Annotated in this window: 14 protein-coding genes and 1 pseudogene; 3 read left to right on the plus strand and 12 right to left on the minus strand. The window is 44.4% G+C overall.

What is annotated here, in order from left to right:
- Positions 1-86: 86 nt before the first annotated feature.
- The 8 genes and pseudogenes from R7Q09_RS17325 to R7Q09_RS17360 form a co-directional block, all read right to left on the minus strand.
- On the minus strand, positions 87-371 hold the full coding sequence (locus R7Q09_RS17325) for a ComEA family DNA-binding protein (protein WP_318071064.1): 285 nt from the start codon (positions 369-371) through the stop codon (positions 87-89).
- Positions 372-626: 255 nt separating this feature from the next.
- Positions 627-2,486, minus strand: a complete 1,860-nt coding sequence (gene ppiD / locus R7Q09_RS17330; RefSeq protein ID WP_053307495.1) for a peptidylprolyl isomerase — start codon at positions 2,484-2,486, stop codon at positions 627-629.
- A 201-nt stretch (positions 2,487-2,687) separates the two neighbouring features.
- Complete coding sequence (locus R7Q09_RS17335) at positions 2,688-2,960, minus strand: HU family DNA-binding protein (RefSeq protein WP_005382341.1); 273 nt, start codon at positions 2,958-2,960, stop codon at positions 2,688-2,690.
- A gap of 191 nt (positions 2,961-3,151) precedes the next feature.
- Positions 3,152-5,503 carry an endopeptidase La gene (gene lon / locus R7Q09_RS17340; protein WP_005384300.1) on the minus strand — a complete coding sequence of 784 codons (2,352 nt, stop codon included), beginning with the start codon at positions 5,501-5,503 and terminating at the stop codon, positions 3,152-3,154.
- Positions 5,504-5,633: 130 nt separating this feature from the next.
- On the minus strand, positions 5,634-6,914 hold the full coding sequence (clpX, locus tag R7Q09_RS17345; RefSeq protein WP_005382345.1) for an ATP-dependent protease ATP-binding subunit ClpX: 1,281 nt from the start codon (positions 6,912-6,914) through the stop codon (positions 5,634-5,636).
- A 70-nt stretch (positions 6,915-6,984) separates the two neighbouring features.
- The gene (gene clpP / locus R7Q09_RS17350; protein WP_005382347.1) at positions 6,985-7,611 is read right to left on the minus strand and encodes an ATP-dependent Clp endopeptidase proteolytic subunit ClpP; all 627 of its coding nucleotides are present in this window, start codon (positions 7,609-7,611) and stop codon (positions 6,985-6,987) included.
- Between the two features lie 105 nt (positions 7,612-7,716).
- On the minus strand, positions 7,717-9,024 hold the full coding sequence (tig, locus tag R7Q09_RS17355) for a trigger factor (protein ID WP_005382251.1): 1,308 nt from the start codon (positions 9,022-9,024) through the stop codon (positions 7,717-7,719).
- A gap of 274 nt (positions 9,025-9,298) precedes the next feature.
- Positions 9,299-9,511, minus strand: a pseudogene (locus tag R7Q09_RS17360) (hypothetical protein).
- Between the two features lie 39 nt (positions 9,512-9,550).
- On the opposite strand from R7Q09_RS17360, the gene R7Q09_RS17365 reads away from it, so the two are divergent.
- The 3 genes from R7Q09_RS17365 (at position 9,551) to R7Q09_RS17375 (ending at position 12,959) form a co-directional block, all read left to right on the plus strand.
- Positions 9,551-11,356, plus strand: a complete 1,806-nt coding sequence (locus tag R7Q09_RS17365) for an ATP-binding protein (RefSeq protein WP_154204737.1) — start codon at positions 9,551-9,553, stop codon at positions 11,354-11,356.
- A 4-nt stretch (positions 11,357-11,360) separates the two neighbouring features.
- Complete coding sequence (locus tag R7Q09_RS17370; RefSeq protein WP_005382254.1) at positions 11,361-12,698, plus strand: sigma-54-dependent transcriptional regulator; 1,338 nt, start codon at positions 11,361-11,363, stop codon at positions 12,696-12,698.
- 78 nt (positions 12,699-12,776) lie between these two features.
- Entirely contained in the window at positions 12,777-12,959 is a 183-nt protein-coding gene (locus tag R7Q09_RS17375; RefSeq protein ID WP_080276915.1) for a hypothetical protein, read from the plus strand.
- A gap of 33 nt (positions 12,960-12,992) precedes the next feature.
- Here R7Q09_RS17375 and R7Q09_RS17380 read toward each other — a convergent pair whose 3' ends face one another.
- From R7Q09_RS17380 to R7Q09_RS17395, 4 genes are all read right to left on the minus strand, one after another.
- On the minus strand, positions 12,993-14,354 hold the full coding sequence (locus tag R7Q09_RS17380) for a TRAP transporter large permease (protein ID WP_005382255.1): 1,362 nt from the start codon (positions 14,352-14,354) through the stop codon (positions 12,993-12,995).
- Positions 14,355-14,357: 3 nt separating this feature from the next.
- Entirely contained in the window at positions 14,358-15,032 is a 675-nt protein-coding gene (locus R7Q09_RS17385) for a TRAP transporter small permease (protein WP_005384308.1), read from the minus strand.
- 70 nt (positions 15,033-15,102) lie between these two features.
- The gene (locus R7Q09_RS17390; RefSeq protein ID WP_017634784.1) at positions 15,103-16,101 is read right to left on the minus strand and encodes a TRAP transporter substrate-binding protein; all 999 of its coding nucleotides are present in this window, start codon (positions 16,099-16,101) and stop codon (positions 15,103-15,105) included.
- A gap of 212 nt (positions 16,102-16,313) precedes the next feature.
- Positions 16,314-17,783: a protein adenylyltransferase SelO gene (locus R7Q09_RS17395; RefSeq protein ID WP_053350463.1), complete on the minus strand. Its 1,470-nt coding sequence runs from the start codon at positions 17,781-17,783 to the stop codon at positions 16,314-16,316.
- Positions 17,784-17,858: the final 75 nt, after the last annotated feature.

Genomic DNA, 17,858 nt, shown 5'->3' on the forward strand with positions numbered 1-17,858 from the left:
CACGAAAGAGGGGCTGGTTCGGGAAAGCAGTAATAGGGAAACAGATATTGTTCTGAATTCAGACTCAATATCTGCAATACATCAAGCTACAGTAAAATGCGGTCTTCGTTTTTCTTAACTGTCGCTTCACCTATGCCTTTTACGCTCTTCAAATCTGCTGCCGTTTTAAAAGGGCCATGTTCCTCGCGGTAGTCCACTATACTCTGCGCTTTCTTCTCACCTATACCTTTCAACATGGTCGCAATTTCTTCAGCAGTGGCCGTGTTGATATTTACAGTAATTTCAATTCCTTCATATTTGTCAGGGGCTGAATCCGCAGCCATGCTAAAAGGTGCAAAAACAAATAAGCACAATGTCAAAATCCATTTCATATTGAACATACAATCTCCAAAATAGTAGGCTAAAAACAGTCGTCGAGAGCGAGTCACTATCAAGTTTGCAATGGAAAGCAATATGGTTATGCATTTAACAAACTGAGATGACCCGGAATTCACAACGGCCGCTATCACTTAAACGCGCACTAATTTAAGTAATACCTATTGATGATTGAAGTTCATAAAGACAAAAATAAAACGGACCGCTTATGCGGTCCGTTTTATTCAACATACAAATTACACTAATTGTGCTTAGTTGCTCACAACAAAGTACTCAATGTCAGTATTTGCACGCAGTACGGCTAGTACAGATGATAAATCTTGCTGAGAAGATGCACGCTGCATTTGCATCGCAACTTGATCTTCTAACTCACTATCTAGCTCTGCGTTTACAGCATCAAGCTCGATGATAATGATGTTACCTTCAAGATCTTTAGACTGACCGTATACTGGTTTACCATCGACTGGTTTTGCCATCGCGAATACCGTTGTTGCCAACGGAGAACGACGATCTACTGTCTCTTGTTCACCAAAGGCAAGATTGTTTTCAGCAAGCACGTTCGTCTTACCTTCTTTCAATGCCGCAACGACTTGTGTTCCAAGTTCCATCGCTTCTTGCTCACCTTTAACACGAGATAGCTCTGCAACAACCTGATCTTTCACTTCTTCTAGTGGAAGAACTGTCTCGTCACGCGCATCTTCAACACGAACAACGATAATATGCTCAGGCGCAACTTCGATAGCTTCAGAGTTTAGGCCATCTTCTTTAACTTCAGGGCTTAGGATAGCTTGCATTACCGCAGGGCTACGAAGCACTTCAGGTGCGTCAACCTGAGAAATAAAGTCTGTTGTCTTCACTTCTTGGTTAACCGCTTGAGAAGCATCATACAATGAGTCTGGGTATTCAAACGCTACGCGCTCAAGCTCATTTTGCAACTCGTAGAATTGATCGATCGCTTGTTGGTCAACCATCTCTTGTTTGATTTCAGCAGCGACTTCTTCAAATGGCTTCGCCACAGAATCTTTTAGCTCTTCAAGCTTGATAATGTGATAGCCAAAGTCCGACTTTACTAGACCCGACGTATCGCCAGGATTCTTCAGTGCGAATGCCGCTTCTTCAAAAGCAGGGTCCATCACATCACGCTCAATCCAACCTAGGTCACCACCGTTTTCAGCGCTGCCAAAATCGTCAGATTTCTCTTGAGCAAGCGTCGCAAAATCTGCACCCGCGTTTAGCTCACCTAGGATAGCTTGCGCTTTTGCTTCATCGTCCCCTTCTACAAGAATGTGAGCGACACGGCGTTGCTCTTCTGAAGAGTATTTGTTTAAGTGCTCGTCGTAGTACTTTTTCACCTCAGCATCAGAAACATTAACTTGTTCCTTTAGCGCTTCAGCTGACAGTTCGATGTAAGAGACTTTAACCTGCTCTGGGCGTGTAAAGTTGTCTGGGTTTGCTTTGTAGTACTCTTGAATTTCTTCGTCGGTCAATTCAATATTTTTCGCAAACTCCGCTAAGTCGATCTGAATCGTGCGAATATCACGAGTTTGAGTGAACAGCTTGCCTTCTGCTTGTACTTCACCCGGCAGAATAAATTCACTGTTTTGTAGCGCATTCAGCAGTTGCTCACGAACCAATTCACGACGCATGTACTCAGCAAAAGAGTCTGGCGAAAAGCCTGCACGACGCAAAGAAGCTTGATAGATCTCTTGATCAAACTGACCATTAGATTGGAACTGAGGCATGTCTAGAATCATGCTACGCACTTGAGTGTCGCTGATTCGCAGACCCAAAGCTTCAGCTTGTTGGTCAAGCAACACGTCATTGATCATTCGATCTAAAACGGATTTGCGGAAAGATTCAACATATGCAGGGTCAGCCAGCATTTGAGAGAAGTAGTCACCCAACTGAGCTTGCATACGGTTACGCTCATTTTGGTATGCCATCTCGAACTCACCACGAGGAATCTCAGTGTTACCGACTTTCGCTGCAGAGTTGTTGCTACCACCAACGATGTAGCTACCTACACCTGCAAATACGAAAGACAGGATGATAAGTCCAAGGATAATTTTGACCGCGATGCTATTCACGCCTTCGCGTAGTCGATCCATCATAATTTAACTGCTCTCCACAATTGAAGCCTACTGCTTCTATCTAATAGAAATAATGGCGCAATAATATCAGAAAAAGAAATGCGCATCAGTATGATGCGCATAATTTAAGAAAGTTCGGCTCGAAGTTTGTAAATTTTTGTTCGAAACTTATTGTTTGAGCAAAAGTTAAGCAAATGGCCGGTTACAGAAATAACGCCGTGATTAGTTACAAGCGTCTTTCAGTGCTTTACCTGCTTTGAAAGCTGGTACTTTTGCTTCTGCGATTTGGATTTCTTCACCAGTTTTTGGGTTACGACCAGTACGTGCAGCACGAGTGCGAACGCTGAATGTACCAAAGCCAACTAGAGCGACTTGATCACCAGATTGAAGAGTTCCGCTTACTGCTTCGATGAATGCATCTAGAGCACGACCCGCTGACGCTTTAGAAATATCTGCATTTTCTGCGATTTGTTCTACTAACTGAGTTTTATTCACTGTAATTTCCCCTTTGTGTCATCTGTGATTATTTTTGTGATGACTTTCGTTCCATTGTTAAGAAAATATGCTCCACCCCTTATTCATCAAGGGCTGGCAGCTATCGAAACTAACTTAGCGCCCAAAAAAAACGCTGACAAGCCTTTTTGGGCTTATCAGCGTAAACTTTTACTTATTTTTGCTACACATCACTATTTTTGAGACTCAAACTCAACGCCCGTCGGGTCTCGCTCTAGTGCGACTTTCAGTACTTCATCAATCCACTGTACAGGGATAACTTTCAGATCAGCGATAACATTATCAGGAATCTCTTCCAGATCACGCTCGTTATCTTTTGGAATTAGCACTGTCTTAATGCCACCACGGTGTGCCGCAAGTAACTTCTCTTTTAGGCCGCCGATAGGTAGAACCTCACCACGCAGTGTGATTTCACCGGTCATCGCTACTTCTGCTTTCACAGGGTTGCCTGTCAGAGAAGAAACCAATGCTGTACACATTGCTGTACCCGCACTTGGGCCATCTTTTGGTGTCGCGCCTTCCGGGACGTGTACGTGAATATCTTTCTTCTCGTAGAAGTCAGTATTGATACCTAGCTTTTCTGCACGAGAGCGAACCACTGTCATTGCTGCTTGGATAGACTCTTGCATCACATCACCAAGAGAACCCGTTTGTGTTAGCTTACCTTTACCTGGCATTGATTGAGTTTCAATCGTTAATAGATCGCCACCCACTTCGGTCCAAGCTAGACCAGTTACTTGACCAATTCGGTTACTTTCATCCGCTTTACCGTAATCGAAACGTTGAACACCTAAGTACTCTTTTAGGTTGTCCATCGTTACCGTTACTGACTTGATGTCCTTATCCAGCAAGATGTTCTTCACCGCTTTACGGCAGATCTTAGAAATCTCACGCTCTAAGTTACGGACACCCGCTTCACGCGTGTAGTAACGAATGATGCCAATAATCGCAGAATCTTCAATGACGATCTCATCCGCTTTCAAGCCATTACGCTTCACTTGTTTATCAACAAGGTGACGTTTTGCAATGTTCAGCTTCTCGTCTTCGGTGTAACCAGATAAACGAATAACTTCCATACGGTCTAACAATGGACCCGGGATGTTCATCGAGTTCGATGTCGCAACAAACATAACGTCAGAGAGATCGTAATCCACTTCTAAGTAGTGATCGTTGAACGAGTTATTCTGTTCAGGATCAAGGACTTCTAGTAGAGCCGATGCCGGATCACCACGCATATCTGAAGACATTTTGTCGATTTCGTCCAATAAGAACAGCGGGTTTTTCACACCAACCTTCGACATTTTCTGGATCAATTTGCCTGGTAATGAGCCGATATAAGTACGACGATGACCACGAATTTCCGCTTCATCACGCACACCACCCAACGCCATACGAACATACTTACGGCCAGTAGCTGAAGCAATTGAACGACCAAGAGACGTTTTACCTACACCAGGAGGACCAACAAGACAAAGGATAGGACCTTTTAGCTTGTTGATACGGTTTTGAACCGCCAGGTATTCAAGGATACGTTCTTTGACGCGTTCTAGACCGTAGTGATCTTCATTAAGAACCTCTTCTGCTTTCGCTAAGTTTTTCTTAACTTTTGAGCGCTTAGCCCAAGGAACGCTGACCATCCAATCGATGTAGCTACGAACCACTGTTGCTTCAGCAGACATTGGAGACATCATCTTAAGCTTTTGCAGCTCTTGCTCTGTCTTTTCACGTGCCTCTTGAGGCATTTTTGATTCGTCAATCTTCTTCTGTAGCGTTTCGAACTCGTCTGGTGCGTCTTCCATCTCACCAAGTTCTTTCTGAATCGCTTTCATTTGCTCATTCAGATAGTACTCACGCTGAGATTTTTCCATTTGCTTTTTAACGCGACCACGAATTCGTTTTTCAACTTGCAGCAAGTCGATCTCTGATTCCATCTGGCCCATCAGGAATTCCAGACGCTCAGTAACGTCAACAATTTCAAGTACTTGCTGCTTATCCACCAACTTCAACGGCATATGAGCCGCGATGGTATCCGCTAAGCGTGCAGCTTCGTCGATACCATTAAGTGACGTTAGCACTTCTGGTGGAATCTTCTTGTTTAGCTTAATGAACCCTTCAAACTGATTAATCGCGCTGCGAACAATCACTTCTTGCTCACGCTCATCCAATTCTGGCGTAACAACAAATTCAGCTTCAGCTAAGAAGAAGTCACTCTCTTTAAAGTGATTGATTTTTGCTCGCTGCTGGCCTTCGACCAATACTTTTACTGTGCCATCCGGAAGCTTCAAGAGCTGGAGAATGGTGGCTACCGTACCTACGTCAAATAGGTCGTCAACCGTAGGCTCGTCAGTATCCGCTTGCTTTTGTGCCACAAGAAGAACTTGTTTGTTGGTTTCCATCGCCGTTTCTAGACAGCTAATCGATTTCTCACGACCAACAAACAATGGAATAACCATGTGTGGGTAGACCACTACGTCACGTAGAGGTAGTACCGGGATCTCGATACGCTCGGAACGTTCCAAGTTCATATAATTCTCTCTTCCGCTTTCACGTTTAACGTATTACTTAAGGCAGTATATGGGGGCTAATTGTTTGGATTCAATAAGAGAAATAAAAAAAGGAGGTAATTACTTACCTCCTTTTTCATTATGGCTGAATTTACTCTGCTCCAGCTGCCTGATTGTCTGCGTTACTGTAAATAAGCAGTGGCTCTGACTCGCCATTAATGACGGACTCATCAATCACGACTTTACTAACGTCTGTTGCAGATGGTAATTCGTACATGGTTTCAAGTAGCACGCCTTCAAGAATCGAGCGTAAGCCACGAGCACCTGTTTTACGCTCCATTGCTTTTTTCGCGATAGCGCGCAGCGCATCTTCACGGAATTCAAGTTCAGCGTTTTCCAGCTCAAACAATGCTGCATATTGCTTGGTCAGTGCGTTCTTCGGTTCACATAGGATCTGAATCAATGCTTCTTCATCAAGCTCAGTCAGTGTTGTTGTTACAGGTAGACGACCAATGAATTCTGGAATGAGGCCGTACTTCACTAAGTCTTCAGGTTCAACTTGAGTAAATAGCTCACCTACTGTCTTCGATTCATTCTTCGAACGAACTTCAGCACCAAAGCCAATACCTGTACCTGTTGCAACACGCTGCTCAATCACTTTGTCTAAGCCAGCAAAAGCACCACCACAGATGAACAGGATCTTAGATGTGTCCACTTGTAGGAATTCTTGCTGAGGATGCTTACGACCACCTTGAGGTGGAACCGATGCAACCGTACCTTCGATAAGTTTTAGTAGCGCCTGCTGAACACCTTCACCAGATACGTCACGCGTAATAGATGGGTTTTCAGCTTTGCGTGAAATCTTATCAATTTCATCAATGTAAACGATGCCGCGTTCCGCTTTAGCTACATCGTAATCACATTTTTGCAGAAGCTTTTGGATGATGTTTTCAACGTCTTCACCTACGTAACCGGCTTCGGTTAGTGTCGTCGCGTCTGCCATTGTAAATGGCACATCCAAGAATCGAGCTAATGTCTCCGCAAGTAGTGTTTTACCGCTACCTGTAGGACCAATTAGAAGGATGTTACTCTTACCAAGCTCCACACCTTCGCTCGTTGTATCACCATTGCGTAAACGCTTGTAGTGGTTATATACCGCAACTGCGAGCACTTTTTTCGCGTAATCTTGCCCGATCACATAGTCATCAAGGTGTTCACGGATCTGTTTTGGCGTTGGTAACGCTTCAGATTCTTTCTTAGGGAGAACATCCTTGATTTCTTCGCGAATAATATCGTTACATAAGTCGACACACTCGTCGCAAATGTACACTGACGGACCTGCGATTAGCTTGCGAACTTCGTGCTGACTTTTGCCGCAGAAAGAACAGTACAGCAATTTACCGCTGCCACTTTCTTTGCTTTTATCTGTCATTCGCTAACCTCTTAGCCTTTACTCTTCATGAATGAGTGTATATCAATTTTTGCCAAAATGCGCTGGCTAATTACTCGCCACGATGGCTTAACACTGCATCCACGATACCGTATTCCACAGCCTGCTCTGATGACATGAAGTTATCACGATCAGTATCGCGCTCAATGACTTCAAGAGGTTGACCTGTATGTTCTGCTAACAACTTGTTTAGCTTCTGTTTAATCGTCAGGATTTCCTGAGCATGGATTTGGATATCAGAAGCTTGACCCTGGAAACCACCCAATGGTTGGTGGATCATTACACGAGAGTTAGGCAGTACGTAACGCTTACCTGGCGCACCACCTGCAAGCAGGAAGGCACCCATTGAACATGCTTGACCCATACACACAGTGCTGACATTTGGCTTAATGAACTGCATGGTATCGTAAATAGACATACCAGCTGTTACGCTGCCGCCTGGCGAGTTGATGTATAGGAAAATATCTTTATCTGGATTTTCAGATTCTAGGAAAAGTAGCTGAGCCACGACAAGGTTTGCCATGTGGTCTTCCACTTGACCCGTTAAAAAAATCACGCGCTCTTTCAGCAGACGTGAGTAGATGTCGTAAGAGCGTTCGCCTCGGGAAGTTTGTTCAACCACCATTGGTACTAGCGCGTCCATAATTGGCGACATTGCATTTTTTTCTTGGTAGCTCATATTCTTATGTCCCTAAAATAAATGGCCCGGATGATGACTATCATACGGACCATTGTTAGCAGAATAGTTAACGTTAAGTCAACCTTCTACGCAAGATATTGCTTATTAAGCAGCAGGTTGTTGTTGGTTAAGTAGCTCGTTGAAGCCTACTTCTTTCTCAGAAACCTGTGCTTTAGCGATGATCGCGTCGATTGCTTGCTCTTCTAGAGCTACGTTGCGCATGTTGTTCATCATTTCTTCGTTTTGCTCGTAGTAAGCAATAACTTCTGATGGATCTTCGTATGCAGTAGCCATTTCTTCGATTAGAGCTTTAACTTTCTCGTCGTCCGCTTTTAGCTCTTCAGATTTGATTACTTCACCTAGTAGAAGACCAACAACTACGCGACGTTTAGCTTGTTCTTCGAACAGTTCACGTGGAAGCTGAGCAGCAGCTTCTGGGTTACCACCGAAGCGTTGTGCAGCTTGTTGACGTAGAACTTGGATTTCTTGCTCGATAAGCGCTGATGGTACGTTGATGTCGTTTTGCTCAACTAGACCGTCAATCGCTTGCTCTTTGATGCGGTTCTTAACAGCTTGCTTAAGTTCGCGTTCCATGTTCTTACGAACTTCAGCTTTAAGTGCTTCAACACCGCCTTCAACAACACCGAACTTAGCAACGAACTCGTCGTTTAGTTCTGGTAGTTCACGAGCTTCAACTTTGTTCACTTTGATTGCGAACTTAGCTGCTTTACCTTTTAGGTTTTCAGCGTGGTAATCTTCTGGGAAAGTCACGTCGATGTCGAATTCCATACCAGCAGTTTTACCTGCGATACCGTCTTCGAAACCAGGGATCATGCGACCAGCACCCATTTCTAGAGGGAAGTTCTCAGCTTTACCACCTTCGAACTCTTCACCGTCGATAGAGCCAACGAAGTCAATGCTTACGCGTTTGCCATCTTCTGCTGCTTCTTCAACTTCAACCCAAGTTGCTTGTTGCTTACGTAGAGTATCGATCATCTCTTCTACGTCTGCATCTTTAACTTCTGTTAGTGGTTTTTCAACAGTGATGCTCTCTAGGCCTTTAAGCTCAACTTCTGGGTAAACTTCAAAAGTTGCAGTGAAAACTAGGTCTGAACCTTCTTTGTTCTCTACAGGAGCGAAAGTTGGAGCGCCAGCTGGGTTGATTTTCTCTTTAACGATAGCTTCGATGAAGTGGCGTTGCATTACTTCACCAAGAACGTCTTGACGTACTGCTTTGCCGTACATCTTAGCAACCATTTTTAGAGGCACTTTACCCTTACGGAAACCATCGAAACGACGGTTTTTAGCGATGTTGCGTAGTTCAGCTGTTACAGCGTCTTCGATGTTTGCAGCTGGAACAGTAATGTTTAGACGGCGCTCTAGGCCCTCTAGCGTTTCAACAGTAACTTGCATTATATATAAACCTCTAAAGTGGCTCGGTTTTCCGAGCGTATGAGCGAAACTCAGAGGAGCTTACGCTTCATCCTTGTGTAGTGTTCTGTCCGAACACCTAATTTAAAATCGAGTATCGATACTGGTTGTCAGTACCGGACTAATCAGTGATATCTTCGATAAAATAACCAAAGGTATCTCCTATTAGCCTCAGGACAGAATTTTTAGACGCGACATTCTAGCGATCTGTCGCAACCCTGTCGAGCCAATAGCCACTATGTGGACATTGTCTGCGCTAAATTCTCGAATGCTGACCCATTTTTTCTTCAAAAATGCGATTCAGACACCGTCTAAGCATCGCCAGCATATCTAGAATGGGGACAATAGCGACTTTTTCAAGAGAATCGACCGGTTTTTTTATCGAAAAGCCTAAAAAGAGATCTTGCTCTTGTTTTACTCCACAGAGTTGAAAACTAAATCCCTAATCCTTCCTACAAACTATTAACATTTTCTTACGTGACCAAAGGAAGTTGTAAGGAGTGTAAGGATGTCGCAAAAAAAACGGATTCTGCTGACATTTTTTGCTTTCTATTTCCTGTGCGCAATTATCGGTGGCCATTGGGTTTGGCAGACCAGTTATCAATCTCTACTTGATAAACACCAATCACAGCTGGAGCAGTTTTCTGGCCATATAAAAAATAAACTCGATAAGTACGCCCATATCCCAAATCTTCTAGCTAAAGATGATCCTCTTTATCAAGCGCTTCTGCACCCCAACAACAGTGCGCAACTGGAAATCACTAATCGGTATTTAGAATCCGTTAATGGCGTGATTGAAGCAGCGGATACGTACTTAATCGATCAATGGGGTACAACGATCGCAGCCAGCAACTGGCGTAAAGAGCGCTCCTTTATCGGGCGAAATTTTGCATTTCGCCCTTATTTCAAACAAGCCATTGTAGGCAAAAGAAGCCAATACTACGCACTGGGCTCAACATCTGGTAAACGTGGCTACTACTATTCTTATCCCATCGTATACGCTGGCGGTGTACTTGGTGTCGTCGTGGTGAAGATGGACCTAAGTAAGATAGAGGACAACTGGCAGCAACCTAACAGTGTTTTTGTCGCCAGCGACCCATACGGAATTGTTTTCATGAGTAGCCGAAGTGAATGGCTACTCAAAAGCTTACAACCACTGACAAAAAAAGAGAAAAAGCAAGTTTGGGCAAGCCAACAATATCTTGATGCGCCAATTGAAACGCTTGGATTAGTGGGTAGTTTGGACGAGGTGCATTCTGAGCTTAAACAGGGTTACCCATACAATAAAGGAACCTTGGTGGTCTCTTCGCTGCCCCTTCCCGAACTCAAACTGACTATTCGTGTGCTGTCTCCTAAACAGTCGATCGTTTGGTTCACCATGGGTTACATCTTTGTACTCACTCTAGCATTCATGGTTTTGTTTTTAATTGGTCAGCTTATCTATCACCGTCAACAGCGTCACTTGCAACTTGAACGAATTCAACAAGAAGCCAATCAAAAGTTGGAATATCAAGTCATGGCACGGACTGCCGAGTTGCAAGCGGAGATCGCACAGCGTATCGATACCGAGCAAACTTTACGCGTTACTCAAGACGAATTGGTGCAAGCAGCGAAACTCGCGGTGTTAGGACAAATGTCGGCCAGTATCAGCCACGAACTGAATAATCCACTTGCGGCAATTCGTAGCTTTGCGGAGAACGGCAAGCTGTTTCTAAAAAAAGAAAAATATGAGCGAGTGGAAGATAATCTCACTCGCATTTCTGCTCTCACTGACCGTATGGCAAATATCAGTCAGCAACTTCGCTCTTTCGCCAAAAAAACCAGTGGTGACGAGTTGGCTCAATCTCGATTGTTCCCTGTGATAGCCTCTGTAAAAGAACTGATGAAGCCCGCATTTAAATCAGGGCGCGTCACGTTAGAAACAAATTTGCCAGAGCATGATGTTGAAGTGCAGATCAATATTATTCAACTGGAGCAAGTGTTGGTCAATTTACTGACTAATGCGATAGAAGCACTCAAAGAACAACAAGACAAACAGGTAGAATTATCTGTAGAACACGATGAGCACACTGATTTAGTTTGGATTCATGTTGATGATAATGGCCCAGGACTTGGCTCTTTCTCACTTTCTGATTTATGTGAGCCGTTTCTAACCACTAAACTGAACGGTTTAGGTTTGGGTCTCTCTATCTCGCAACAAATCTTAGCCAGTATGAATGGAAAATTATGTGCCCATAATCGAGAACAAGGCGGCGCTCGATTCTCATTGTGTTTACCTATCACTTCTTACAACACTGAACCATCAAAAGGATAAGATCATGTGTCAGGTGTTTTTTATTGATGATGAGGCCGATCTCAGAATCGCTATAGAACAGACCTTTGAACTGGCGGATATCGACGCCAAGTTTTTTGTGGATGCAGAATCGGCTTTAATAGCGATGCAGCAAGGAGAAGAAGCTGGCGTCGTGGTCACTGATATCTGTTTACCGGGCATTTCTGGTATGGATATGCTAACAACTTTGACTCAACGCGATGCAAACTTACCCGTCATCATGATCACTGGACACGGTGATATTTCCATGGCAGTGCAAGCCCTTCATCAAGGCGCTTACGACTTTATTGAGAAACCTTTTGCGCCAGAGCATTTGGTTGAAACGGTTAAGCGGGCGATTGAGAAGCGCAAACTAACCAATGAAAATGAAAAACTGCGCCTGTCACTTAAAGCCAGTAAAACCCTTGGTCCACGAGTTATTGGTGAAACCTCTAGCATCCAAATATTACGAGAGACCATCACCCAAATCGCCGATACCGACGCCGATATTTTATTGTTTGGTGAAACCGGTACAGGGAAAGAGTTAATCGCTCGTTCTTTACATGAGCAAAGCTCTCGCCGGAACCAAAACTTTGTCGCCGTAAATTGTGGAGCGGTTCCAGAGAACTTAATTGAGAGTGAACTCTACGGCCATGAAAAAGGCGCATTCACTGGCGCCGAAAGCCGTCGTATCGGTAAATTTGAGTTTGCACAAGGCGGCACACTTTTCTTGGATGAGATCGAGTCGATGCCTATCCAAGCCCAAATTCGTTTATTGAGGGTATTACAAGAGCGCGTGATTGAGCGTGTCGGTTCCAATGAATTATTGCCTTTAGATATTCGAGTGATTGCCGCAACAAAGGTCGATTTAAAACACGCAGCTGAAGAAGGTACTTTCCGTCAGGACCTCTATTATCGGCTCAATGTCGTGACCTTGGATCTCCCGCCACTACGCGAACGAAAAGAAGACATTCCCGCCCTCTTTCACCACTTTCTGTTGGTAGCAGCTTCACGTTATGGCAAAAGCTCACCTAGTTTGTCACCCCAAGATCTAGCGCAACTGATGAGCCATGACTGGCCTGGTAATGTTCGAGAACTCAGAAATGCTGCAGAACGTTTTGTACTATTGGGTAAGTTAATTCAGTTGGGAGAATCGAACCCAGTTGCTAAGTCTTCCTCAAGCCTTGCAGAGCAAGTGGCGGAGTTTGAGAGAGCAGCCATTGAAGGCGCTTTATTAGAAAACAACGGTAGTATTAAACAGACAATGTGCCAATTAAATGTGCCAAGAAAAACCCTTTACGACAAGATGCAGCGTTACCAAATAAATAAAGACCTTTACAAATAAAACACGTTCAGATAATTGGCATTATATTCAACTTGAATCATAATTTTTAACAACAGGTTTATCATGGTTGTTACAGATATGAACGAAAAAGTGAGAATACCGATTGTTACAGATACCGTGCTCGTAGACGGTTGCTATCAAGAAGAGAGAAGACTCGGTGAAGAGCGTCGTAAAAATAAAAAGAGGTGGCGACACTATGAACGTCGAATTAATTCAGACCCGCGCAAAACTTGTTACAAATCAATAGATGAAGAGGTGTGAATTCTCACACCTCTTTCTACTTTCTGGCTTCCATTACTTGGTAATGATCTCCGGCCCCATCAAGGTAGTAGGCAACCAAGTCGATACCCATGGTACATATGTGACGATAATTAGGAACAAGAACATCACTCCAACCCAGGGTAATGCTGCCTTCACTACGTTCATCATCGACATTTTGGCAACACCAGCGGTCACAAATAAGTTAAGACCCACGGGCGGCGTTATCATTCCTATCTCCATATTCACCACCATCATTATGCCCAAATGAATTGGGTCTATACCTAATGCAATCGCAATTGGGAACACGAGCGGCGCAACAATGATCAACAAGCCTGATGGCTCCATGAACTGACCACCAATCAGCAACAAGACGTTCACCACAATCAAGAAAGTGATGGGTCCGAGACCAGCCGAGAGCATCGACTCGGTGATCATTTGCGGGATGCGTTCTTCCGTTAAAACATGCTTCAAAATTAAGGCATTAGCAATGATGAACAGCAGCATGATGGTGAGTTTGCCCGCTTCATACAGGGTGTGTTTCGTGTCTTTATGAACAAAGGTTTGGAAGATTTTAACGAGCGCAGGTTTAGTGTTTTTCTTGTCTGCAAATGGCCCCATGTCTTTGTATACAAAGTTAGCAATAAAGAATGAGTACACAGCAGCAACCGCAGCGGCTTCTGTCGGCGTAAAGATACCGCCATAGATACCACCAAGAATGATGACGACCAACAACAAGCCCCAGCTTGCATCCTTGGCGGCATCAAAAGTTTCTTTCCAACCGACAAAAGGTTGCTTTGGAAGGTTCTTGATTCTCGCGGCAATGTAAATCGCGATCATCAACATGACACCCGCCAGCAAACCGGGAATCACACCACCAAGGAACATACGTCCAACTGACACATCCGTTGCGGCTGCATACACCACCATCACAATCGAAGGTGGGATCAAAATCCCTAGCGTACCTGCGTTACAAATTACCCCAGAGGCAAACTCTTTTGAGTAACCGTTTTTGATCATACCTGCGATAACAATACTACCTATGGCAACAACCGTTGCAGGTGAGGAACCTGACAACGCGGCAAACATCATACACGCTACAACCGAAGCCATCGCCAAACCGCCGCGGAACCAGCCTACAATGGCAATGGCGAAACGAATGATCCGCTTTGCTACGCCACCCGTCGACATAAAGCTTGAAGCCAATATAAAGAATGGAATAGCCAATAGCGTGTAGTGGCCCGCGAATGCATTAAACAGCGTTTGAGCAACTGACGCTAAAGAGGCATCCGAATGCATTAAAAGGAAAAGAACACTGGAAAGGCCCAGCGAAATAGCAATTGGCACGCCAACCAGCATAAAGCCAATTACCATCAAAAATAGAAATAAGATATCCATGGCTTATTGCTCCTTGTTTTTAGCGTCTTGCGAGGCCTTTGGAGCCATTACGTCTTCAGCGTCACTCATCTCAGCTTTAAGAGATTCGAGCTCTTCCTCCGCTTCATGTCCTGCAATCAAGCGATCGAGCTTACCAGTAGCGATTTGCCACGTGACTTGAACAAATCTAAACGTTAGTAGCGCCATTCCAAGTGGCAAAGCGAAGTAAGGAATAAAACGTGGCAGCTTTTCATAACGCTCTCCCTCATTTAACCAGTCGGCCATGAACTGGAGTATTTCAGGCATCGGAATATCGTCCGTTTCATACCACGCTCGGTCGGTAGCGAACGGATACCAGTAGTTCCAAGCGCCAATTAACAGCAAAATAGAGAAGGCTAAGCAACACATTGCTGCAAAAAGCGCCAGGGCTTTTCGTTTACCTTCCGGAACGATGTTAATAATGACATCGACACCAATATGAAAGTGTTTTTTCACACCATAAGATGCGCCAACCAACACCATCCATGCGAACATGAAAACGGTGAGCTCAAGCGCCCAAAGAATATTGTCGTTAAAGACATAACGAAAGATGACATTGGCAAAGGTCAGCAAGGTCATGGCACCCAAGAAGAAAGCAATCAAAGTCTCTTCAATGGCATCGGTGATTCGTCCAGCCTTGGCAAAAAAAGTCTGTTCCATAATTACATCACGTCGTCTGTAGGGGGAAAGAGCCCCCTCAGTTTGAGAGGGCTAAATGTGCTAGCTGTTATTATTTTTGGTTAGACGCCAAAGCGGCTTCGATTAGGTCAGAACCAATGTCTTTTTCGAACTTCTTCCATACTGGTTGAAGTGCAGTGACCCACTCTTGGCGCTGTTCTGGCGTTAGAGTACGAACCACACCACCGGCTTCGATGATATTGTTCTTATTCGCAAGGTTTACTTTGGTTGACTCAGCATTACGCTGCGCAGTTACCTCTTGAATAATGGTATTTAACTGCTCGCGCTGATCATCTGGTAGGTTTTTCCAGAAGTCGTTTGACGTCACAACTAAGTAATCCAGAATTCCGTGGTTCGTTTCCGTAATGCCATCTTGAACTTCGAAGAATTTTTTGCCGTAAATGTTTGACCAAGTATTTTCTTGACCATCAATAACCTTAGTTTGCAAGCCGCCGTAAACTTCTTTGAACGACATTTTTTGTGGGTTAGCACCTAGCTGCTCAAACTGAGCAACGAGTACATCAGACGCTTGAACACGGAACTTAAGTCCTTCAGCATCAGTTGGAGAAATGAGCGGCTTGTTGGCTGACATTTGCTTCATGCCGTTATGCCAAAACGCAATGCCTTGTAGGCCACGACGTTTCATTGAATTTTTCAGCTTTTCACCCGCTTCCGAGTTTTGGAAACGGTCAACCGCGTCGACATCATCGAACAAGAAAGGAAGATCGAAAAGACGGTACTTCTTGGTGAATTTCTCAAACTTAGAAAGAGAAGGAGCAGCGAGTTGAACATCACCATTCAGTAGCGCTTCCAACACTTTGTCATCATCATAAAGTGTTGAGTTAGGAAACACCTGCATACAGACTTTACCGTTCATCTCTTCGTTGACGCGCTTTTCAAGTAACGAAGCCGCGATGCCTTTAGGGTGTTTGTCCGCGTTCGTTACATGGCTAAACTTGATGACCGTTTCACCCGGGTCACAATTTGCGGCAGCATTAAAACTGGTAACAGCAAGTGCAGAGACAGATAGTAGAGTTAGAGGCTTAAACATTATTATTCTCCTTGTTGAATCACATCCCATCCCGTCCATGAGTAACTAGGTGTTAGGCGATGGGTACGGATATTCAACAAAGAGCAATTAATGGACCATGTTAAAATTTATATTCATTTCAATAAATTAACAAAGCCCATTAACATGAATCAGAAGTGTAACGAGTGAATTCCACCCAAGAAAAAGATACAAATGGGTGGGAAATGACCCATTTATGAAGAACAGCTTATCTCCATTTTCTTCCCCCATTCCGGTGGCAATTTCGCGTAATCATCAAACTCGGGTTGCTCATCAAATGGGCGTTTTAACAGTTCGGACAATCGGTGTAATTCGCTAAAGTCCCCTTCTTCCGCTTTATCAATCGCCAACTGAGCCAAGTAGTTACGCAAGATGTATTTGGGATTGGCTTGACGCATCTGTTTGCAACGCTGTTCGGTTGAAATCAGGCCCCCTAGTTCATCAACCTCTAGCTCACACCGAGCTAAATACAGCTCAAGCCAAGCTCGCGCTGCTTCTCGGTCGAGAAATAAATCGATTACGGCTTGGGAAGGCGCATTATCAAGGTTTGAAAGTGTTCTGAAGAAGCGAGTGTAGTCCGTTTTGTTCTGGTGAAGAAGCTCAAACATAGCTTCAAACAAACGCCCGTCTTCCGCTATCTTAGTTTTTAAGCCCAACTTCTCACGCATGAGGCGGCTGAACTGCTGGCTTAAATGAACTTCAAATTGACTCAACGACGATTCTAAATCTTCTCGTTCAACGAGTGGCGATAGCGCATGCGCCAGTGCTGACAGGTTCCAAAGCGCAATTCTAGGCTGTTGATCAAATGCGTAACGACCCTGGTAGTCTGAATGATTACAAATGTATCCCGGCTCATAATCATCAAGAAAGCCAAACGGACCATAATCAAAAGTTTGCCCAAGAATTGACATGTTATCGGTATTCATCACACCATGCGCAAAACCAAAAGCTTGCCAATATGCGATCATCTCGGCTGTTTTAGTCACGATGGCGTCAAACATCGCGGCATATGGTTTCTCCGCCGATGCACAATCAGCAAAGTGCCACTCAATCACCTTATCCGCCAACAGCTTCTGCTCCGCTAACTGGTTGGTGTAAAAGAAATGCTCAAAGTGACCGAATCGAACATGGGTTTCAGCCATTCGAAGTAACAAAGCGCCCGATTCCGTTTTTTCTCGATAAACAGGTGTATCACTGACCATCATACCGAGAGCACGTGTCGTGGGAACCCCAAGGCCCGCCATGGCTTCACTGCACAAGTACTCACGGATAGTTGAGCGTAATACCGCTCGCCCATCTCCCATTCGCGAGTAAGGCGTTAGCCCTGCACCTTTGAGGTGAAGATCAAACCAAGTACCATCCTGATGCTCAATTTCTGCCAACAGTAATCCACGTCCATCGCCCAAATCTGGGTTGTAAACGCCAAACTGATGGCCTGCATATTTCATCGCAAGAGGACGAAATTGTTCGAATTCACTTAGCCCAGAAAAAACCGCCAATAACTCATCGTTTTGCTCTTCTGGTAAACCAAACTGCTGTGCAAACTCACCATTCCAAGCGACCCAGCGAGTGTTGTCCAAGGGTTGTGGCTCGACCAACGTATAGAACGCTGACGGTAATTGACTAAAGCGATGGGTGAAATTGACCCGTTGCCAAATGGACATGTAGGGTTCCTTAATAAAAAGAAGTACTGTTGTGAGTATACGTGTGAATGTCCCTGTCATTCAGCCATGAAATGG

This window comes from Vibrio sp. 2130-1 (assembly GCF_033339515.1).